This window comes from Massilia sp. YIM B02763 (assembly GCF_030412015.1).
GTDB lineage: Bacteria > Pseudomonadota > Gammaproteobacteria > Burkholderiales > Burkholderiaceae_D > Telluria.
Genome location: NZ_JASNRD010000001.1, coordinates 541,149 through 562,083, shown reverse-complemented (window position 1 = coordinate 562,083; position 20,935 = coordinate 541,149). Strand labels below are relative to the sequence as shown.

Here is a 20,935-nt window from a genome sequence, read left to right as displayed (position 1 = left end):
GAACGCAGGAGTTATCCGCTCAAACCAGCTTCCACAACTGCGTCGGCAGGGCCGGCGGCGCATCCGGCTTGAAGAAGGCCGAGTCCTGGATGTGCGAGGTGGTCACGTAGATGGTGCCGTCCGGGCCCTGGCTGAAGGTGTCGGGCCAGCGCAGCCGCGCGTCGTGCGCGACCAGCTCGGCCGGCGCGTCCGGACCCTGCGCCAGGTCGCGGCGCTTGATGGCATCGTCCTGCGGCGAGGTCAGGTACATGACGTCGGTGCCGCGGTCGAACAGCAGGCCGTCGCATACCCCGTTCTTGCCGTAGGGCTCGACCTGGCCCGACACGTCCTCGCCGCGCATGCCGGCACCCAGCAGCGCCTCGGTGGGGATGCGGTACAGGTCCTCGCCCTTGATCGCCTGCCAGTACAGGTACCGGCCGTCCTTCGACAGCTCGATGCCGTCGGCCGAGAATTCCACGCCGCGCCCGTCCGGGCGGCGCAGCACCTTGCCGTCGGCCGTCACGTTCAAGCCTTTCTTCATCTGCGTGGACGGGTCGCCGTCGAGCACCCGTACGGCCTTGGAGGCGCCGATGTCCACCACCAGCAGCGCGCCCTTGACGCCGGAATCCGTGATGTAGGCGTGCTTGCCGTCCGGGGAGAAGCGCACGTCGTTCAGGTAGGAGCCCTGCGGGGCCAGGCTTTCGTCGAACGGGATCACCTGGCTGACCTTGTTCGTGGCCAGCGCGATGCGAACCAGCTTCGGCCCGCCCGAGACCATGTGGGCCTGGGCCGGCGCGGCCGCGTCCAGCACCCACAGGCTGCCGCGGCCGTCGGCCACGATGCTCTGCACGCACACGAAATGGTCGTCCGGCGTGATCTCGTCCTTCTTCGCATTGCGCCAGGCATTCCATTCCAGGTCCGGGTAGGGCCGTGGCTGGCCGTCCACCAGTTCGGCCACCGAGACCTCGGTGTCCTCGGTCCAGCGTGGGAAGTTGACGAAGATGCGGTTGTCCTCCGAGACCGAGATGCCGGTCACCTGGTGGCCGAACTCGGCCACCAGTGCGATGCTGCGCGATGCTGTCATGGGCTTGCCTTTCATGGGTTGGTCAGGCGGCGCGGCGCGTCACGTGCACGCCGGCCGCGGCGGATTCCTGCGCCAGGCGGTGCTGGAGCATGCCCAGCACCGCCGCTTCCTCGGGTTGCAGGTCGGACAGGTCCTGGGCCAGGGATTCCTCGGCGCGGGCGCGCAGGCCCTCGAGCATGGTGCCGTCGAGGTAGGAATCGAGCACGGCCGGGTGCACGTAGCACTTGCGGCACACCGAGGGGGTATTGCCGAGCTTCTCGGCCACCGATTCGATGGCCCGCACGATGTTCTTCTTGGCCTGCGCCTCGGAATCGAAGCTCTCGAATTCGCGCAGCGCCATCGCGGCCAGCACCGTGCCGGACCAGGTACGGAAATCCTTGGCCGTGTATTCCTCGCCGGTGACGGTGCGCAGCCAGTCGTTGACGTCGGCGGACCCCACCGCATGGCGCTCGCCGTGCTCGTCAAGGTACTGGAACAGCTCCTGTCCGGGCAGCTCGCGGGTACGGGCGATGATCTTCGCCAGGCGCCGGTCGTGCACCTTGACGTCGTGGTACACGCCGCTCTTGCCGCGGAAGCGGAACTCCACTTCGCTGCCGTCGATGTGCACGTGGCGGTTGCGCAGCGTCGTCAAGCCATAGGACTTGTTCTCGCGCGCATATTCGTCATTGCCGATGCGCATCATCGTCGCCTCGAGCAGGTAGACGATGGTCGCCAGCACCTTCTCGCGCGGCAGGCCGGGCAGGGCCAGCGCGCGGTCGACTTCCTTGCGGATCAGGGGCAAGGCCTGGCCGAACTTGATCATGCGTTCGTATTTCACCTCGTCGCGCACGGTGCGCCACTTGGCGTGGTAGCGGTACTGCTTGCGGCCGCGCGCATCGCGCCCCGTCGCCTGCAGGTGGCCGTTGGCCTGGGGACAGATCCAGACCCCGGTCCACGCGGGCGGGATCGCCAGCGCCTTGATGCGCTTGAGTGTCGCCTCGTCCTCGACCGGCACGCCGTGGGCGTCCAGGTAGCTGAAGCCTTCCTTGGCGGGCTTGCGCGTGATGCCGGGACGGTCGTCGTGGACGTAGCGCAGGCCGGCCGCCTTGGCGGCGGCCGGGGGATCGGTATTCGGCACCGGGCCCGCCGGTGCGCGTTCTTCGCTCTTCATGGGTCATCCGTTTCTGACGCGTCTGGGACGAGTCTACGCGGATGGCGTGCGCGCACCGTTCGGGAGCTAACGTAGGCGGCCCCGTGGCATGACGCCGGAAGGTCAGCGGTAGCGCGCCTCGACCAGGTCGATCTCGCGCACCAGGTGGCGCGCCGTTTCGTCCGAGATCTCGTTGCGCCGCGCCAGGCGCAGGATGGTGTCGCGCTCGGCGCGCAGGCCCAGCAGGCGGTAGGCGCGCTCGGTCTGCTCGGCCGCGTGGATGTCCGGCCGGCCGTCGCCGGGCTGGGTCTCGCGCAGGCGGTGGCGGTACAGGCTCAGCACATGGGCGGATGCGTCCGCCTGCAGCATCCCTTCGGCGCCGCTGCCGTACTGCTTCGCCTCGTTCTCGATCGCCGCCACCGCGGCCAGCGTGGCGGCGTGGCGGGCGCGCTCCTCCTCGTCGTCGACGTGCGGCGCGTCGGGCAGCTCCAGGTCGCGCAGCAGGCGCGGCAGCATGATGCTGGCCAGCACCAGCGAGACGACGATCACGGCGCCGGCCAGGAAGATCGCCAGGTGGCGCGCCGGGAACGGCGCGCCGTTGGGCAGCGCCAGCGGCAGCGTCAGCACGCCGGCCATCGTCAGGGCGCCGCGCACGCCGGCGAACGAGGTCGCCAGGATCAGGCGCATGCGCGGCGCGTAGACCTGTTCGCCCAGGCGGCGCCGGTTCAGCAGCGTCAGCTGCAGCGAGATCCAGACCCAGACGAAGCGCAGCAGGACCAGGGCCAGGCTGAACGCCAGCGCCACCCCGGCCAGCCACCAGCCGCCATAGGGCGTGGGGCCGTTCGGATGCAGGGCGGCGCGGGCCGCGTCGGGCAATTGCTCGCCCAGCAGCACGAACATCACGCCGTTCAGGGAGAACTGCAGCGTGTCCCAGACGACGTTGCGACGGATGCGCGTCGTCGGCGTGGCGCTGCCGCCCAGCTCCACGTAGCTCATCGTGATGCCGGCCGCGACCGCCGCCAGGATGCCGGAGCCGCCCAGGTGCTCGGCCGCGAGATAGGCGCCGAACGGCGTCAGCAGATTGATCAGGATCGGCATGCCCTCGTCCTCGCCGAAGCGGCTGAGCAGGATCGCATGGACGCGGGCGATGGCCCAGGTGACGGCGACGCCGGCCGCGATGCCGGCGAACGCCACCCACAGGAAGGTCGTGCCGGCCTGGGCCAGCGAGAAATGGCCCGTCATGGCGGCCGCCACGGCGAAGCGGAAGCAGACGAGGCCGCTGGCATCGTTGAGCAGCGATTCGCCTTCGATGATGTGCATCAGCCGCGGCGGCACGGGAATGCGGCTCGTGATCGCCGACACGGCGACCGGATCGGTGGGGGCCACGATGGCGGCCAGCGCGAAGGCGACGGCCAGCGGCATTTCCGGGATCAGCCAGTCGAGCAGGAAGCCGGCGCCGAGCACGGTGAAGACGACGAGGCCCAGCGCGAGCTCGAGGATCGTGCCCTTGTCGCGGAACAGGCCCACCTTGGGAATGCGCCAGCCGTCCAGGAACAGCAGGGGAGGAAGGAACAGCAGGAAGAAAATGTCGGGGTCGAGCGTCACGCCGTGCTGGAACACCCCTTCGATGATGGCGCCCAGCAGGATCTGGATCAGCGGCAGCGGTATGGCAAACGGCAACATCCTCCCCAGCCACCCGCTCGCCACGACGGCGAGCAGCATGGCCAGGACAACCTCGATCGACTCCATTCATTTCCTTTCATTTAACGTATAAACGAATAATAAATGAATGGAACGATGCGTGTGGCCTGCCGAAAAGCAGAACGCCGTCGCCCCTGCGAAGGCAGGGGCCCAAGCTTGCCCGCGTAATCGTAGTGCACGCAGCAATTGGGCCCCTGCCTGCGCAGGGGCGACGGGTCAGCTGACGTTGTCGGTGACGGTCGGCACCGTCGACCCGGCCTGCAGCACGATCCGCGTCTTCTTGGCCAGCGGCGCGGACGGCTTGCTGCCGTCCGCATTGAGCGGCTTGACCTTGTTGAACACGACGCTGAACGAGGCCGGCGTCACGGTGGCCACCGAATACCCCTGGGCGTCGTGGTCGACGTAGGCGAATGCCGGGTTGTTGGCGCGCAGCACGCCGTCGAAGGTCTGCGGCGTTGCCACCAGCGGGGCCAGCGGCGTGCCGGCCGAACCGGCGCTCAGGTATTTGTAGAACGAGGAGCTGCTGATGCCGGCGCTGACGAAGTCGACGGCCACGGCCTTGCCGCTGGCCGGGTCGTTGTTGTCGTAGATGACGCCGCACTGGAAGGCATGCAGGTCGCCCGTGATGGCGACGACGTTCTTGATGCCCTGGTTGCCGAGCCAGCCCAGCAGTTCCGCGCGGTGCGCCGGGTAGCCGTCCCAGCCGTCGGCGTTGACGACGTACAGCTGGTTGTAGGGCGCCGGGGCCTGGGTGCGCAGGTCCACCCACATGCGGTTCAGCGTGACTTCGTTGCCCCACACCTTCCAGGTCGCCGTCGCGTTCTTCATGGTGTCCTTCCACCACTGCTCCTGGGTCGCGCCCAGGATGCTCGGGGCGCGGCCCAGCGCGGCGGTGTCGGCCTGTTCGTATTGCAGCAGCAGGGGCTGCGGCACGAAGTAGCGCGAACCGACGGAATCGCTGCCGTTCACCGCATCGTGCTGCAGCATCTGCGCGTAGGCGGCTTCGCTGACGACGTGGTCGTCGCGGTACAGGCGCTCGTCCGTCATCACCAGGTGCAGCAGGTTGCCGAATTTGAAATCGCGGTAGATGCGGATGTTGTCGTAGGCCGCGTTGTTCAGGTCGAACGAGACGTCGCCCCAGTCGACCGGCATGTATTCGGCCCAGGCCTGGTTGGCGGCGCGCCGGCGCGCCGTCTGCTGCAGGTTGGCGTTCGTGTAGGTCTGGTGGTCGCGCCAGCAGTCGTCCGAGAACTCGTGGTCGTCCCAGATCACCACCATCGGGAACTTGCGGTGCAGTTCCTGCAGGCGCGCGTCGCCGCGGTAGGTGCGGTACAGCGTGCGGTAGTCGTCCACCGTGTTGGCGTACACGGCGCCGCCGGCGGCCACGCCGTTCGGCAGCGTGATCTTGCCGTGCGCCGGTTCGGCCGCGCCGGTCTGGAAGGCGGCGCCGACGGTCTCGTAGATGTAGTCGCCCAGGTGCACGATGAAGTCGAGGTCTTCCTGCGCCATCAATTCCATCGCGGCCCAGTGGTTGATGCTCCAGTCCTGGCAGGTCATCCAGGCGAAGCGCAGCTGGGTGGGCGCGCTGGCGGCGGCGGGCGCGGTCTTCGTCTGGCCGATGGCGCTGACGTCGGTGCCGGCCACGAAGCGGTACCAGTAGCGCGTGTTGGGGGACAGGCCCGTCACTTTCGCGCGCACGGTATGGTCGTAGGTAGCGGTTGCCTTCAGCTCGGCCAGCGCGACGATGTTCGCGAACGCCGCGTCGCTGGCCACGTCCAGGCGCAGGTTGGCGTCGCCGCTGCCGCTCTTGGGCAGGCAGCGCGTCCAGAACACGGCGCTCGTCTCCTTCGGGTCGCCGCTGGCCACGCCCAGCGGGAAGGTGAAGCTGCCGGACGGGGTACCGTCCGAGCCGCCGCAGGCGGCCAGCGGGACGCCGGCGCCGACGACGGTGAAATAGGCTGCGCTGCGCAGAAAACCACGTCGATCCATATTGCCCTCGTGTCAAGTGAACGGGGCCGAGTCTAGCGATTGTTTATTGCCGAGCAATGACAAGACTAGAAGTTTCCATGTGGAAATGAAAAGGTTTCCGGAAGTCATCAATTTCGGCATTTCTACAACGCAAGATAACCAATATTTCCAAAAGGACAGTTTTACGTTCGGAAATAGCATTAAACTGTAGGACACGTCCTACTCAGGTTTATTTATGCTTTTGCGCACCGCCTACATCCGACGCAGCAGAAAGTCCCAGCGCTTCCAGCGGCGCCTGGCCATCGTGGCCATGCTGGGTGTCGCCGGCTGCGCGGCGCTGCTGTTCGTCACCCGGACCCCGGCTCCGCCGCGGATGCCGAGCGACGTCTCCGGCATCGTCGAGGTGCCGGCGAACGGAACGTTGGCGCAGGTCGCCCAGGCCGCCGCGCCGGCGGCGCCGAAGACGGTACGGCGCGTGTATCCGTATTCCATCGTGCCGGGCGGCGTCGCCGGCCGCGACGACGTCGTGCGCGTGATGAAGATGGACAGGGTGGTCGCCGACCACTATGCCTCGTTCCAGGTCGACAAGGCCAGCGTGGCGACGGTGTCCAAGCCGCGCGCCGTGTACGTGTCCTACCGCAAGGGCGACAAGGTGTACTGGACGGCCGGCAAGCACACGCTGGCCGCAGGCGAGACCGTGCTGACCGACGGCAGCAGCGAGATCCGCGGCCGCTGCGGCAACCGCATCTCCGACGTCGCCATGTTCCCGGTCGAGGCGAAGGGGCCCAGCGAGGCCGAGCTCGATGCCGCCAGCGCGGAAGCCGTCGATGCCGACGAGGGCGGCGCCGAGAACGTGTCGTTCACGGCCGACGGCCTGGTCGGCGGCGGCGGCCGCGCCTTCGCGCTGAACGATTTCTACGGCGCCGGCCTGGCGCACGGCAGCCCGGAGCGGGCGCGCGGCGGCAGCGGCGGCATCGGCCTGCCCAATATGCCGGACCTGGCCGACATGATGCGCATCGCGAACAGCGGCCTGCTGCTGGCCGCCGCCTCGCAAGCTTCGGGCAACGGCGACACGGATGCCGGCGGCAGCGCCGCCGCGCCGGCGGCGCCGGGGCAGGGTGGCACCGCGGGTGGCACCACGGGCGAATCGTCCGGCGGGACGGGCGATCCGGGCAACGCCGGCAGCGGCGGTGGCGGCAGCGGCGATGGCAACAATGGCGGCAGCGGCAGCGGCAGCGGCGGCGGCGGCACGGGAGAAGGCGGCGGCAACCCGTCCACCGGCCCCGTCATCCCCGCGCCGCAGACGCCGCCCCAGGCGCCGGACGGCGGCCTGCCCGAGGTGCTGCAGCCGACCCAGCCGATCCCGGTGCCGTCCAGCGCCGGCGGCGGCAAGGACGACGGCAACGAGGTGCCGGAGCCGGGCTCGCTGTGGCTGGCCGGTCTGGGCTTCGTGGGCCTGCTGGCGGCGCGCCGCAGGCGCCGCGGCTGAACCCGGCGCCACGCTCCTTTGCCCCCGACATCCCGGCCGCAGGTTTCCCTGCCGCCGGGATGTGTCGTTTCCGGGCATGACGATGCGTGCGGTGCGATATCCCCGACTCGCGTAAGCTGGATGCCAACTCAGCCGCTGCGGCGGTACGCATCCAACCACTGACAAGGAGATGACCATGGGATGGCGCGACCTGCTTCCTTCGATCCTGATCGGCGCCGTCGCCAGCGCGCGCTCGATGACACCGATGGCCACGCTGGCCACGGCGCGCCTGGCCGGGCGCGACACGACGGGCCACCTGGCTCTGCTGAACCGCCCCGTCTTCAAGTACGGCGCGCTGGCGATGGGCGTCGGCGAACTGGCCGGCGACAAGATGAAGACGGCGCCCGACCGCACCGTGTTCCTGGGCCTGCTGGCGCGTGTGATGAGCGCGGGCATCGCGGGGGCGGCGCTGGCGCCGCGCGGAAGCGAGAAGGAGGGAGCCGCCGTCGCCGTGGCGACCGCCGTGCCGCTGGCCTATGCCACGCTGGCCGTGCGCAAGCAGGCCATGGCGCGCATCGGCCAGACCCGCAGCGGCTTGATCGAGGATGCGTTGATCGTGGCCGCCGGCGCCGCCATCGTGGCGCTGGCCACGCAGCCGAACCGCGAGTAATCCCTAGCGCCCGGCGCCCGTTTCCGCCACCGCGCCCAGGATGTCGGCCAGCTGGCCCGTGTTGACGGGCTTGACGAGGTAGTGGTCGAAGCCGGCGGCCATGGCCGCGTCGCGGTCCTGCTGGCGCCCGTAGCCCGTCATCGCGACGAGCGTCGCGCCCGCCGCCTGGGGCAGCTGGCGCAGGCGGCGCGCCAGCTCGTTGCCGTCGAAGTCGGGCAGGCCGATGTCGAGCAGGCACACGTCCGGCACCAGCACCTTGGCCAGTTCGAGGGCGTCCGCGGCGCAATACGCGACTTCCACCTGGTGCCCGGCCGAGCGCAGGAACAGCTGCAGCGTGTGCACGGCGTCGACGTTGTCGTCCACCAGCAGCAGGCGCAACGGGGCCACGCCGCCGGCCGGCGGCGCGGCGCCGTCGATGGCGGGCGCCGGCGCCACTTCCTGGACGAAGCGGGGCAGGCGCACGGTGAAGGTGGACCCCTTGCCCAGCCCCGCGCTCGCGGCCTGCACGGTGCCGCCGTGCAGCTCGACCAGGCTCTTGACGAGCGCGAGGCCCAGGCCCAGGCCGCCCTGCGAGCGGTCCGGCGTGCGTTCGGCCTGGGTGAACAGCTCGAACACGCGGTCCACCAGTTCCGGTTCCATGCCGATGCCGTCGTCCTCCACCGTCAAGACCCAGTCGCCGCCGTCCGGCTCGAGGCGCAGCCGGATCGTGCCGCCTTCCGGCGTGTACTTGGTCGCGTTGTTCAGCAGGTTGGCGCAGACCTGCACCAGGCGCTTGTGGTCGCCCTTGACGTGGGCCGGATCCGGCGGCAGGTCGATCGCCACCCGGTGCCGTCGCGCCGCGATCAGCGGGCGGATCTGCTCGGCGGCGTCGTCGACCACGCGCCGCACTTCCAGCACCTGCGTCGACAGCGCGACCAGGCCGCGGGTGACGCGCGAGACGTCGAGCAGGTCGTCGACGAGGCTCGTCATGTGGTCGACCTGGCGCACGATGATCGCGCAGGTCTGGCTGATCTGCGCATTGTCGGAATGCAGCAGCTTGAGCAGGTGCGCGCCCGTGCTGATCGGCGCCAGCGGGTTGCGCAGCTCGTGCGCCAGCATGGCCAGGAATTCGTCCTTGCGCTGGTCGGCCGCGCGCAGCTCGCGCTCGGCCAGCGTGCGCGCCGTCTCCTTCTTCTGCAGCGCGGCCGCCATGCGGTCCAGCGCCTGCGCCAGGTTGCCGATCTCCTCGCGGCCGTAGGCGATGCCGGACCGGGCCTCCAGGTCGCCGGCGGCGATGCGTTCGGCGGTGCCCATCAGCTTGCGCACGCGCTGCACGATCAGCACGTCGCCCACCAGCCAGGCCGCGAGCAGCGCGAGCATGGTCGTGGCGGCCAGGCCGAGCAGCGACATGATCTGGTCGCGGCGCGCGGCCGACAGGATCGTCTCGGTCGGGATGCCGATCGTCACCGTGTAGTCGGACAGCGCCGGGGCGCCCACGCGCGCGAAGGTGTGCAGGCGCTCGACGCCGTCCTCGCCGCGGATGGTCACGGCGCGCTGGCCGGCCGTGCGCATCGCTTCCAGCGTGGCGGGCGGCAGGCGCGTGCCGAAGTGGCGTTCCGGATCGGGGCGGCGCGAGATGATGGTGCCGCGCGCGTCGGCCGTGGCCAGCACGGAGCCGGGCGGCAGGTTGATGTCGTTGATGAAGGTGTCCAGGCCTTCCAGGTCCATGGCCGCGAACACGACGGCCAGTACCTTGCCGCTGCGGTCGATCACCGGGTAGGTCAGGTTGATCGTGTGCTTCTTGATGACCCTTCCGAACACGTAGTCGCCGGCGATGAAGCGGCGTTCGGAGATGGCGCGGCGGAAGTGGCTGCGGTCGCCCAGGTTCACCGGATGCAGCAGCGGCACGGCGCTGCAGGTGACGTCGCCGTTCAGCTGGATCAGGCCGAAGTTGACGAAGCCTTCGTTGCGGTCCAGGACGTCGGACAGCAGCGAGGTGCACTTGGCCGTGTCGCCCAGCAGGTCGGGCACGCTGGACAGGTCGACCAGGATCTGGCGCGCGCCCTCCACCGACTGGGCCTCGTTGGCGGCCGCCATGCCCGTCAGGCGGCGCAGGTTTTCCTCGGACGCCTTGATGGCGTGTTCGCGCTCGCGGATCCCGGACAGGATCGTCATGACTGCCAGCGGCGTGATGGCCAGCGCCACCAGCAGCATCAGCCGGCTCCGGAGACTGTTCGGCCGGAACCGGCTCAACCCAAATATCATGTCTTCCTACTCATATGCTTGCTTCCCGCCCGCAGGCAGCCGCGCGAACGCGGCGTCGCCGAATTCGATGATCCTGCGGATGCCGTCGCGCAGCGTCGCCACGTCGTCCGCGATATAGCCCAGGCGGATGAAGGCGGGCACGCCGAGCGCATCGCCCGGCATCGCGGCGACCCGTCGTTCTTCCAGCAGCGCCTCGCACAGCCCGACGCTGTCCCGCGTCAGCGCGCGCACGTCGCCCCACAGGTACGGTCCGGACGCCGGGGCATGCATCGCCATCCAGGGCACCCCGGAAAACGCCTGCACCGCCAGGTCGCGCCGCATGCGGTAGTCCGCCATCATCGCGACCGGGGCGCCGCTGTCGAAGGCCGCCGCGGCGGCCACCTGCGACAGGTGCGGGGCGGCCGCCGTGATCGGTCCCTGCAGCGTCTGCATCGCCTCGACGATGGCGGCCGGCGCCACGGCGAAACCGACGCGCCAGCCCATCATCGCATGGCTCTGCGACGCCGAGAAGATCGTCACCACGCCGATGGCGCGCCAGTCGCACAAGGCGGCCAGGCTCGCGTGTTCGCCGTCGAAGATCAGGTGTTCGTAGCTTTCGTCGACGATCACCCGGGCCCCGATGCGCTGCACCCAGTCGCGTACGTATTCCAGTTCCCGGCGAGTGTACACCTTGCCGGTCGGATTGTGCGGGTTATTGATGATGACGACCTTCGGCGTGCCCAGGCTGTCCAGCAACCCGGGCGTGATGGTGTCCGGCAGGTCGGCCAGCGCCACGCGCAGCCCGAGCAGCTGCGCCGTCGCGACGTAGGCGGGCCAGTGCGGCTTGAATACGAGCACGGTGTCGCCCGGATCGGTCATGGCGTACAGCGCCTCGTACAGCGCCTGCTTGGCGCCGTTGGTGACGATGATCTCGCCGGCGCGGGCGTCGATGCCGTTTTCCCGGCGCAGCTTGGCGGCCAGGCGCTCGCGCACGTCGAGGGCGCCGACCACGCTCGTGTAGGGCATGGTGCGTTCGCGCTCCAGCGCATGCGCGACGGCGTCGAGCACGGCCGCGGGCGCCGGGAAATGCGAGATGGCGATGGAAAAATCGATGACGTCCTGGCCTTCGCTGCGCAGCGTTTCGACGCGGCCGTGCATGGCGGTGGTGGCGAGGGGGCGGGAAGAGGCGATCCGGGCTGACGTGTGCATGGGTTGAGGCTCGCGGAATAGGGTGGGCAGGATTGTACTAAAGCAAAAACTTCGTGCCGCACGTTACGTGTGTTTGTCACAAAAGTAAATTTATAATTTGTATAAGCATGACGGCGCACGGCGGGCGCCATCCGCGATGCATTTCTGGTACGGTGGGTCCAAGTGCATTCATGCAGGAGCCATCATGCAAAACCCGATCGTTCGTACCTTCATGCACGTGACCGCCGCCGAGCAGGCGCGTGCCGAGCTGCTGGAGGCCGGCATTGCGGCCGATGACGTCGCCATCGACGTGCGCATCGACGAAACCGGCCCCGTGCAGGGCAACTTCGTCACCGGCGATGCCCCCGAGGTGAAGGGCAAGACCGCCTACACCCATACTTATGCACCGGTCGCCCAGGACGCCGTGCGCGACTGCCAGCTGACGGTCAATGTGCCCGACCCGGCGCTGGCCGAGCGCGCGGCGGCCATCCTCGACCGGCTGGGCGCGCTGGATCCGGACCCGGCGGCGCGCGCGGCGGCGGCGAATGCGGCACAGACGCGTCATTGAGTGCGGCTGAGCACGCCCGGCGTGCCGATCCCGGCACGGCGCGGCGGTTTGCGCGACAATGGCGCATCCGCGGCGCCGTGCCGTGTCAATGGGAGACAAAATGAGTGCGATCCACCTCGACAAGGACGATGCCTTGCTCGTGATCGACATGCAGGTCGATTTCCTGCCGGGCGGGGCGCTCGGCGTGGCCGCGGGCCATGAAGTCATCGCTCCGATCAACCACCTGATCGAGCTGTATCGCGAGCAGGGCCTGCCGATCTTCGCGTCGCGCGACTGGCACCCGACCAACCACTGCTCGTTCGCCGAGCAGGGCGGCCCCTGGCCGCCGCACTGCGTGGCCAACACGCCGGGCGCGGAATTCTCCGCCGAACTGGCGCTGCCCGACGACGCGGTGATCATCTCGAAGGCCGACACGGCCGGCGTCGACGCCTATTCCGCCTTCAACGGCACCACGCTGGCGGCGCGCCTGCGGGCGCGCAGCGTGAACCGCGTGACGGTGTGCGGCCTGGCGACCGACTACTGCGTGCTGAACACCGTCACCGACGCGCTGGAAGAAGGGTTCACGACGATCATCGTGCCCGAGGCGATGCGTGCCGTGGACGTCCAGGAAGGCGATGGCCGGCGCGCGCTCGACCGCATGGTGGCGCGCGGGGCCGTGCCGGTGCGCCTGGGCGAAGTGGGCATGACGGCGTTGTCGGTGGCATAGGCGCAATGGTGGGCACCACATGCCCACCATTGCCCCCGGAGTCACCGTGCGAGCAATACCACCCACCCCTGCACATCCTCCCCGTGCTCGCGCCTGAGCACCGCCTGCCGCGCTTCGACGACGGCGAACCCCGCCCGCGCCGCGCAGCGCTCCACATAGGCCGGCGCGTGCGCGAACCGGTTCGACACCTGGATCGCATACCCCTGCGCCGCATCCGCCGCATCCGCCGCCTCGAGCGCCTCGCACGAGAACGCGAACCGCCCGCCCGCCTTGAGCGCGGCATGCGCGCGCGCGAACAGGGTGTCCAGCGCGCCGATATAGACCAGCACGTCGGCCGCGACCAGCAGGTCGCAGCCGTCTTCCTGTCCGGCGAGCCAGGCGCCGATCTCGGCGCAGGCCAGCGCGTCGTACGACGCCAGCCGCGCGGCCCGGTCCAGCATCTTCTGCGACAGGTCCACGCCCGTCAGCCGCGCCGCCAGCGGCCGCAGGAAGGGCGCGCACAGGCCGGTGCCGCAGCCCAGGTCGGCCACGTGCCAGGCGTCGCCGGCCCCGGGCGCCACGCCATGCCTGGCCAGCAGCGCCTCGAGCAGGGCCGGGGTGCGGTAGCCGAGCTGCTCCACCAGGTGGCGCTCGAAATGGCCGGCATAGCCGTCGAACAGTGCGCGCACGTAGTCCGGCGGCGCCGCCTCCGGCAGCGCCCCTTCGCCCAGCGCGGCCAGGGCGAAGGCGATGTCGTTCGCGTCCGCGCCCAGCGCCAGCGCCTGCCGGTAGGCGGCCCTGGCGTCCTCGATGCGGCCGAGGGCGCGCAGCGCATTGGCGCGGTAGTGGGCGGCCAGCGCGTAATCCGGCCGCAACGCGAGCGCCCGGTCGTAGCTGTCCAGCGCCGCCGCCAGGTCGCCGGACTTCTTGAGGGCGGCGCCGCGCGCGCACCAGGCGTCGGCCTGGCGCGGCGCGGCGGCGAGGGCCGCGTCGTAGGCGGCGACGGCGTCGGCGGGCAGGTCCATGCCCTGCAGCGCGTTGCCGAGGGCGAGCAGGGCGTCGGCGTAGCCGCGCCGCAGCGCCAGGGCCCGTTCGGCGCTGGCGGCCGCCTCCTCGTGGCGGCCCAGGTCGTTGAGGAGCATGGCGCGCTGGCACCAGGCTTCCGGATAGGCGTCCTGGATGCCGAGCGCGCGCTCGTAGCTGTCCAGCGCCTCGCCGTGGCGACCCAGGCGGCGCAGCGCGTTGCCGCGGTTGTTCCAGGCGAGCGCATAGCGCGGATCGAGGCGCAGCGCCGCGTCGTAGCTGGCCAGCGCCTCGACGGGACGGTCCAGGTCCTGCAGCGCGGCGCCCAGGTTGCAGTGGGCCCTGGCCTGGTCCGGATCGACCTGTAGCGCCGCGCCGATCAGCTCCGCGCCACGCGCCGGGTTGCCGCGCTGGCGCTCGATCACGCCCAGCAGGTGCAGCGCGTCGAACTGGCGCGGCGCCGCCTCCAGCACGCGGCGGTAGAGCGTGGCCGCCGTGTCCAGGCGGCCCTGCTGGTGCAGCTGCACGGCCTGTCGCAGCAGGGCGCCCGGATCGTCCACGTCAGCTCCAGCTCAGGTCCGCCTTCGACAGCGGCAGCTCGCGCACGCGCTTGCCGGTGGCGGCGAAGATGGCGTTGCAGACGGCCGGCGCCAGTGGCGGGAAGGCCGGCTCGCCCAGTCCCGTGACCGGATAATCGGTCTTGAGGAAGTGCGATTCGATCTTCGTCGGGATGTCCGGCATGCGCATCAGCTGGTAGTCGTGGAAGTTCGACTGCACGATGCGGCCCTTCTCGATGTCCAGTTCCGGCAGCATCAGCGTCGACAGGCCGTCGATCACGGAACCCTCGATCTGGTGCTCGGCGCCGGACAGGTTGACGATCTGGGCGCCGACGTCGGCGACGACGACGACCCGGTCCACGGTCAGCTTGCCGTCCCTGGTGACGGTGACTTCGGCCACTTGCGCGACGTAGCCGCGGTGGCTGAAGTGGAAGGCGACGCCGGCGCCTTTCCCGCGCGGGAAGCGGCGCCCGCCCCAGCCCGACTTCTCGGCCACGGCCTTCAATACGCCGCGCATGCGCGCCACGTTGTAGGGCGTGCCGCGCTCGCCGGTGCCCGGCATCATGTCCTTGTCGCCCAGCAAATCGAGGCGGAAGGCGACCGGGTCGCGGCCGGCCGCATGCGCCAGCTCGTCGATGAAGCTGTGGAACACCCAGGCGAACACGTTGCTGCCCGGCGCGCGCCACGGTCCCATCGGGATCCGGCATTCGAGCGGCGTCTGCTCGATCAGGCAGTTCGGCACCCAGCGGCCCGGGAACTCGTCGCCGGACAGGTTGCCGCCGCTGCCCGGCTGCAGCACGCTGCCGCTTTCCTTCTCGACGCGGTTGGCGAAGGTGACGAAATGGTCGTGCCAGGCCACCACCTTGCCCTGCTCGTCGACGCCGCCGCGCAGGAAGTGGAAGCCGCCGGCGCGGAAGTGGTCCTGCTGCAGGTCGTCCTCGCGCGTCCAGGTCAGCTTGACGGGCGCGTTCACCTTTTGCGCGATGGCGGCCGCCTCGACGATGAAGTCGGACGACAGCCGGCGCCCGAAGCCGCCGCCGCTGCGCGTGATGTGCAGGACGATCCTTTCCTTCGGCAGGTTGAAGGTGGACGCGACCAGCGCCTGTCCGGCACCGGGATTCTGCGTCGGCGCCCACAGTTCCAGCACCCCGGACTCCGGCTTGAACCACGCGGTGCAGTTCTGCGGCTCCATGCTGGCGTGCGAGATGAAGGGATAGCTGTAGGCCGCTTCCACGGTGCGCGCGGCGCCGGCCAGCGCGGCATCGACGTCGCCGTCGCGGCGCTGCACGGCCTGGCCCGGGTCGCCGGACGCCGCCTGCGCCTGGGCCTCGAACCCCGCCCAGCTGTGCTTCGCACCGTCGCCCTCGTCCCACGTCACCTCGAGCTTCTTGCGCGCGCGCAGCGCGTTCCAGGTCGAGTTGGCGACGATGGCCACGCCCGGGCGCAGGCCGTTCAGGTTGTCCGTGCCTTCGACAACGAACGCATCCTTCACGCCGGGCATCGCCTTGATCGCCGCCAGGTTGGCGCCGACGGGACGGCCGCCCAGCACCGGGCATTTCACATAGGTGGCGTAGAGCATGCCGGGCAGGCGCGTGTCGATGCCGAACAGGGGCTTGCCCGCGACGACCAGGCCGTTGTCGACGCCGCCGACGCGCGTGCCGAGCAGGCGATAGGTCGACGGGTCCTTCAGCGCCACGTCCTTCGCGTCCGGTACCGGCAGCGCGGCCGCCGTTTTCGCCAGGGCGCCGTAGCCGAGCTTGCGCCGGCTCGCCGCGTGCAGCACGCTGCCCTGGCCGGGGCGGCATTCGGACGCCGGCACGCCCCAGGTGCGGGCCGCCGCCTGCACCAGCATCGTGCGCGCGGTGGCGCCCAGCCTGCGGAAGTTCTCGTAATTGGTCGGGGTGGACGTCGAACCGCCCGCGCCCTGCGGGCCGTAGACGGGGTCGAGGTCGCCCTGGACCACGCGCACGTCCTTCCAATCGACGTCGAGTTCCTCGGCCAGCACCATCGGCAGCGAGGTCTTGATGCCCTGGCCGATCTCCGGCTGCTTGGACACGAGCGTCACGCGGCCGTCCGTGCCGATGCGGATGAAGGCGTTCGGCGCGAATTCGCCCGCCTGTTCCAGGTCCGCCGCACGGGCCAGGGAGATGGCGCCGCCTTGCATGGCGAGCAGCAGGGCGCCGGCCGACTGGCCCAGGAAGCGGCGGCGGGCAGGGGAAGTGGCGGCGCGCGTCATGCCTTGTTCCCTCCGGCGGCCGCCTCGGTCGCACCGATCTCCGCGGCGCGGTGGATGCCGGCGCGGATGCGCACGTAGGTCGCGCAGCGGCACAGGTTGCCGGCCATGGCCTCGTCGACCTGGGCGTCCGTGGGGCGCGGATGCTGCTTGAGGAGCGCGCACGCCGTCATGATCTGGCCCGCCTGGCAATAGCCGCACTGCGGCACGTCGAGTTCCTGCCAGGCCTGCTGCAGCGGATGGCGCGCCTGCGCATCGAGGCCCTCGATCGTCGTCACCTTGCGCTTGCCCACGCTGGCGACGGGCAGCTGGCAGGAGCGCGCCGGCTGGCCGTCCACATGCACCGTGCAGGCGCCGCACACGCCCATGCCGCAGCCGTACTTGGTGCCGACCAGGCCCAGGGTGTCGCGCAAGGCCCACAGCAGCGGCGTGTCCGCTTCGACGTCGACGGTCTGGGCTCGTCCGTTGACGTTCAAGGTGTATTTACTCATGTCCCCGTTTTTGGATAATGGTGGTGCCGGATCATCAAGATGCACATCGTAAACCAACAACGCTGCCGAGCATACGGTTTCGTCGCGGCGCTTGGGGCCCGGCTTTACAACTGTGACATATACTGGCGGGGCTGCGACACACGCAGCGCCGCCGAGATACGACGACCTTGCGATCCCTCCTGCCCATCACCGTCCGTTCGCGCCTGGCCGTCACGGTCGGGGCGCTGGTGCTGGGCGCCACGCTGCTGGTCGGGCCGCTCGCGCTGACGGTGGCGGAGCACGACATGCGCGCCGTGCTGGGCGACCAGCAGTTCGCGCTGCTGTCCAGCGCCGCCGCCTTCATCGACGACCGCCTGGAGGCGCGCGTGCGCGAGATGGACGTGCTGGCGCGCTCCGTGCCGCCGGCCGCCCTGCACGATCCGCGCCGCCTGCAGGCCTGGCTGAGCGAGCGCGAACCGGGCGCGCTGGACGGCTTCGTCAACGTCGTCGCGTTCGCGCGCAACGGGGACCTGGTGGCGTCCGGATCCTCGATGCCGAGCGCCCAGCCGCTCACCGGCGCCGGGCGCCAGTACTTCGAAGAGACGGTGCGGCGGCGCCACGGCCTGGTGTCGGAACCGTTCCAGAGCCGCCTGTCCGGCGCCCAGATCGTGCTGGTGACGGTGCCCGTGTTCGACGCGGCCGGCGACCTGGCCTACGTGCTGGCCGGGCGCATCGACCTGCAGCACTCGAACTTCCTGCGCCAGATCGACGCCTTGAAGCCGGGCCGCAGCGGCTACCTGTTCCTGATGTCGGCCGACGGCGTCGTGATCGACCATCCGAACCGCGAACGCCTGATGGAACGGCTCGATGCCGCGGCGGGCGACAAGATGGACGGGTATCCGGGCGCGCAGCGCGCCCTGCATGGCTTCGAGGGCTGGCTGCACGGCGTCGACCGCCAGGGCGCGGCCATCTTCACCTACAAGCGCCTGCGCAGCACGGGCTGGGTGCTGGGCGCGCGCTACCCGAGCGACGAGGCGTTCGCGCCGATGGCGCGCATGCGGCGCCGCGTGCTGGCGGTGGCCGCCGCCCTGGCGCTGCTGGCCGGCGGCTTTGCCTGGTGGCTGGTGCGGCGCCGCCTGCGTCCCCTCGACGCGCTGCGCCGCAAGGTGGCGGCGATGCGCCGCGGCGGCGTCGGCAGCGCCGCGCTGCAGGCCGACCCGCAACTGTGCCGGCGCGACGAGATCGGCGAACTGGCGCGCGCCTTCCACGGCCTGGTGCACGAACGCGAGCAGGCGTCGAACCGGGTGCGCGCCATCGCCGACAACGTGCCGGCCGCCATCGCCTACGTCGACCGCGACGAGCGCATCGTCTTCACCAACGCCGGCTTCGAGCGCATGCTCGGCCTGGCGGGCGGAGCCTGCGGCCGCACGGTGCGCGAGGCGCTGGGCGAGGCCGGCTACGCGCGCCTGGAGCCGCTGGTGCGCGCCGTGCTGCGCGGCGAGCGTGGACGGGTCGAGGACGTGCGCAGCGACGACAAGCGGCGCCACCAGCTGATCGACTACCTGCCCGACGTGATCGAGGACGACGACGGCAACCTCGGCGTCGCCGGCTTCTACGTGCTGGCGATGGACATCAGCGAACGCAAGGAAGCCGAACTGGTGCAGGCGGCCAGCGAGCAGCGCCTGCGCCTGATCGCCGACAACCTGCCGGTCCTGATCTGCTACATCGACCGCAACCACCGGCTGGGCTTCGCCAACGCTACCTTCCGTGCCTGGCTGGGCCTGGGCGAGGGACGCGTGGAGGGCATGCACCTGCTGGAAGCGCTCGGCAAGCCCGGCTACGACGGCGCCAGGGCGCGCCTGCTGGGCGCCTTCGCCGGCAACGGCGTGCGCTTCGAGATGGCGCTGCAGGCGGCCGGGCAGCACCGCATCCTCGAATGGACGTTCGTGCCGGACCGCGGCGGCGCTGCGGTGGGTGCGGACGCGGGCGCTGCGCCGGGTGCCGAGGCGGGCGCGGTGACGGGCGTCTATGCGCTCGCGCACGACATGACCCGCATGAAGGAAGCGGAGCGCCGCCTGGTGCAGATGGCGCGCGTGGACGACCTGACCGGCATCGCCAACCGCCGCCTGTTCAACGAGACGCTGGCGCGCGCGCTCGAACGGGCGCGCCGCAAGGGCAGCGTGCTGGGACTGGCCTACCTCGACATCGACCATTTCAAGCGCATCAACGACACCTGGGGCCATGGCGTGGGCGACGAGGTGCTGCAGGAGTTCGCGCGCCGCCTGTCCGCGAGCGTGCGCGCCGTCGATACCGTGGCGCGCCTGGCCGGCGACGAGTTCGTGATCGTGCTGGAAGACGTGGGCGGCGTGGCGCAGGCCGCGCAAACCGGCGCCCAGGTGGTCGAGGCGATGCGCGCGCCGTTCGCCACGAGCGCGGGCGAGCTGGCCGTGAGCGCCAGCGTGGGCATCACGCTCGCCGACGCCGGCGCCGGACCCTTGCCCGACCAGGAACGCTTGCTGGGACAGGCCGATGCGGCGCTGTACGAAGCCAAGCGCGCGGGACGTGACCGCTTCGTCGTGCTCGGCGACGCTGCCGCCCCGGCCGGCTACAGGCCCGAAGGATAGGTTTCGGGCGGCTCCTGCGCGTGCCAGCCGCCGCCCCGGTCGAGCGGTTGCACGGCCGTGGTGCGGTCGATGTGGATGACGGCGTCGAACTGGCGCGCCATCTGGGCCGAGAAATAATGGCTCTGGCGTTCCGTGCGCGGCAGGTAGAGCACGCCGATGGCGCGCTCCAGGCGGCGCTCCATCAGGATGTCGCGCGCCGGACCCGGCGCGCGCAGGGGAAGCAGGAAGCGGGGCAGGCCGACCTCGTGCAGCAGCGCTTCGTAGCTGCCGGCCAGGCCGGGCTGCACGCGCTTGTGCTCGGCCGGGCCGTCCCATTCGGACGCCGCCGTCACGTAGCCGTCGTAGGTCGAGAAGCCGACCAGGCGGGTCTGGCCGTCGTAGGCCTTGCGCGCCAGTTCGCCCACGTTCCATTCGCCCAGCTCGCCGACCTCGGTGGCACGCGCGTCGCCGATGTGCGAGTTGTGTTCCCACACGACGATCTTGGCCGGTTCGCCGTCCCCCGTCAGGTAGGCGGCGAGTGCGTCGAGCGTCTCGGCCATGTGGCTGTCGCGCAGGTTCCAGGACGAGATGCGGCCACGGAACATGGTGCGGTAGTATTCCTCGGCATTCTTGACGAGGCAGGCGTTCTGCTGGGCGTAGAAGAAGCCGTCCTCGGCGCCGTCCTTCCGCATGTACTCGAGCGCGCGCTGCTGCATCTGGGCCAGCTGTTCGATCACGCCCTGTTCGCAGGACGCCGAGATGTCGATATTGGCCGTGTAGCCGTAATGCTGGCTGTCCTCGTCATAGTGGTCGAAGCAGGCGTAGCGCGCCCGCGCCTGGGTGGCGGCCTGCGGGTCCACCCGTTCCAGGTAGTCGAGCACTTCGCCGATCGAGGTGAACATGCTGTACAGGTCCAGGCCGTAGAAGCCGACCTGGCGCGCGACGCTGCCGTGCTGGCCATGCTGCTGGCCACCCCGTTGGCCACGCCGTTGTCCATTATGCCGGCGCAGCCATTCGACGAAGCGCGCCACGTCGGTATTGCGCCACATCCAGTTCGGGAAACGCTTGAAGCCGCCGAGCGCCGCGTCGGCGTCCTTGTCCTCGCCCTGGCCACGCACGTAGCGGTTGACGCGGTAGGCGTCCGGCCAGTCCGCCTCGACGGCCACGGCGTGGAAGCCTTTTTCCTCGATCAGGCGGCGGGTGATGCGGGCGCGCTCCTCGTAGAACTCGTGGGTGCCGTGGGTGGCTTCGCCCAGCAGCACGAAGCGGGCGTCGCCGACCAGGTCGAGCAGGGCGTCGTAGTCGTGCTCGCCGCCGCTGAGGGGGCGGGCGGCGCTGCGCAGGAAGGAGGCGGCTTGCTGGGTTGGCATGGTGGGCTCGATGAAG

General features: G+C 70.3%; 15 protein-coding genes. 5 read left to right on the top strand and 10 right to left on the bottom strand.

Annotated features, from left to right (window positions below):
• Nucleotides 1-19: 19 nt before the first annotated feature.
• The 4 genes from QPK32_RS02380 to QPK32_RS02365 all read right to left on the bottom strand — a co-directional run bounded on the left by QPK32_RS02380 (nt 20) and on the right by QPK32_RS02365 (nt 5,882).
• Nucleotides 20-1,063, bottom strand: a complete 1,044-nt coding sequence (locus QPK32_RS02380; RefSeq protein WP_290411175.1) for an L-dopachrome tautomerase-related protein — start codon at nt 1,061-1,063, stop codon at nt 20-22.
• A gap of 22 nt (nt 1,064-1,085) precedes the next feature.
• Complete coding sequence (locus tag QPK32_RS02375) at nt 1,086-2,213, bottom strand: DNA topoisomerase IB (protein WP_290411174.1); 1,128 nt, start codon at nt 2,211-2,213, stop codon at nt 1,086-1,088.
• A 102-nt stretch (nt 2,214-2,315) separates the two neighbouring features.
• Nucleotides 2,316-3,941, bottom strand: a complete 1,626-nt coding sequence (locus QPK32_RS02370) for a Na+/H+ antiporter (protein WP_290411173.1) — start codon at nt 3,939-3,941, stop codon at nt 2,316-2,318.
• Nucleotides 3,942-4,109: 168 nt separating this feature from the next.
• Nucleotides 4,110-5,882: an alkaline phosphatase gene (locus QPK32_RS02365; RefSeq protein WP_290411172.1), complete on the bottom strand. Its 1,773-nt coding sequence runs from the start codon at nt 5,880-5,882 to the stop codon at nt 4,110-4,112.
• 214 nt (nt 5,883-6,096) lie between these two features.
• On the opposite strand from QPK32_RS02365, the gene QPK32_RS02360 reads away from it, so the two are divergent.
• Together QPK32_RS02360 and QPK32_RS02355 are read left to right on the top strand one after the other, a co-directional pair.
• Complete coding sequence (locus tag QPK32_RS02360; RefSeq protein ID WP_290411171.1) at nt 6,097-7,350, top strand: PEP-CTERM sorting domain-containing protein; 1,254 nt, start codon at nt 6,097-6,099, stop codon at nt 7,348-7,350.
• Between the two features lie 175 nt (nt 7,351-7,525).
• The gene (locus QPK32_RS02355) at nt 7,526-7,999 is read left to right on the top strand and encodes a hypothetical protein (protein ID WP_290411170.1); all 474 of its coding nucleotides are present in this window, start codon (nt 7,526-7,528) and stop codon (nt 7,997-7,999) included.
• Between the two features lie 3 nt (nt 8,000-8,002).
• Here the strand turns inward: QPK32_RS02355 and QPK32_RS02350 are convergent, their stop codons facing one another.
• A complete protein-coding gene (locus QPK32_RS02350) occupies nt 8,003-10,192 on the bottom strand; it encodes an ATP-binding protein (RefSeq protein ID WP_290411169.1) in 2,190 nt (729 codons plus the stop codon).
• Between the two features lie 57 nt (nt 10,193-10,249).
• A complete protein-coding gene (locus tag QPK32_RS02345) occupies nt 10,250-11,431 on the bottom strand; it encodes a pyridoxal phosphate-dependent aminotransferase (RefSeq protein WP_290411168.1) in 1,182 nt (393 codons plus the stop codon).
• 184 nt (nt 11,432-11,615) lie between these two features.
• On the opposite strand from QPK32_RS02345, the gene QPK32_RS02340 reads away from it, so the two are divergent.
• Together QPK32_RS02340 and QPK32_RS02335 are read left to right on the top strand one after the other, a co-directional pair.
• Nucleotides 11,616-11,978 carry a hypothetical protein gene (locus tag QPK32_RS02340; protein ID WP_290411167.1) on the top strand — a complete coding sequence of 121 codons (363 nt, stop codon included), beginning with the start codon at nt 11,616-11,618 and terminating at the stop codon, nt 11,976-11,978.
• Nucleotides 11,979-12,078: 100 nt separating this feature from the next.
• Nucleotides 12,079-12,684, top strand: coding sequence for an isochorismatase family protein (locus QPK32_RS02335; protein WP_290411166.1), 606 nt, complete (start codon nt 12,079-12,081; stop codon nt 12,682-12,684).
• Between the two features lie 41 nt (nt 12,685-12,725).
• Here the strand turns inward: QPK32_RS02335 and QPK32_RS02330 are convergent, their stop codons facing one another.
• Genes QPK32_RS02330 through QPK32_RS02320 form a run of 3 tightly spaced genes read right to left on the bottom strand, consistent with a single transcriptional unit; the run spans nt 12,726 to nt 16,967 of the window.
• A complete protein-coding gene (locus QPK32_RS02330; RefSeq protein WP_290411165.1) occupies nt 12,726-14,246 on the bottom strand; it encodes a tetratricopeptide repeat protein in 1,521 nt (506 codons plus the stop codon).
• 1 nt (nt 14,247) lies between these two features.
• Entirely contained in the window at nt 14,248-16,479 is a 2,232-nt protein-coding gene (locus tag QPK32_RS02325) for a molybdopterin cofactor-binding domain-containing protein (protein WP_290411164.1), read from the bottom strand.
• Complete coding sequence (locus QPK32_RS02320; protein WP_290411163.1) at nt 16,476-16,967, bottom strand: (2Fe-2S)-binding protein; 492 nt, start codon at nt 16,965-16,967, stop codon at nt 16,476-16,478. Before QPK32_RS02320 ends, QPK32_RS02325 begins: the two co-directional genes overlap by 4 nt.
• A 167-nt stretch (nt 16,968-17,134) precedes the next feature.
• Between QPK32_RS02320 and QPK32_RS02315 the strand changes: the two genes are divergently transcribed.
• Nucleotides 17,135-19,570 (top strand): diguanylate cyclase domain-containing protein, encoded by a 2,436-nt coding sequence (locus tag QPK32_RS02315; protein ID WP_290411162.1) that lies wholly within the window; start codon nt 17,135-17,137, stop codon nt 19,568-19,570.
• On the opposite strand, the gene QPK32_RS02310 is transcribed toward QPK32_RS02315, so the two are convergent.
• The gene (locus tag QPK32_RS02310; protein WP_290411161.1) at nt 19,552-20,919 is read right to left on the bottom strand and encodes an erythromycin esterase family protein; all 1,368 of its coding nucleotides are present in this window, start codon (nt 20,917-20,919) and stop codon (nt 19,552-19,554) included. The genes QPK32_RS02315 and QPK32_RS02310 overlap by 19 nt on opposite strands.
• Nucleotides 20,920-20,935 lie beyond the last annotated feature (16 nt).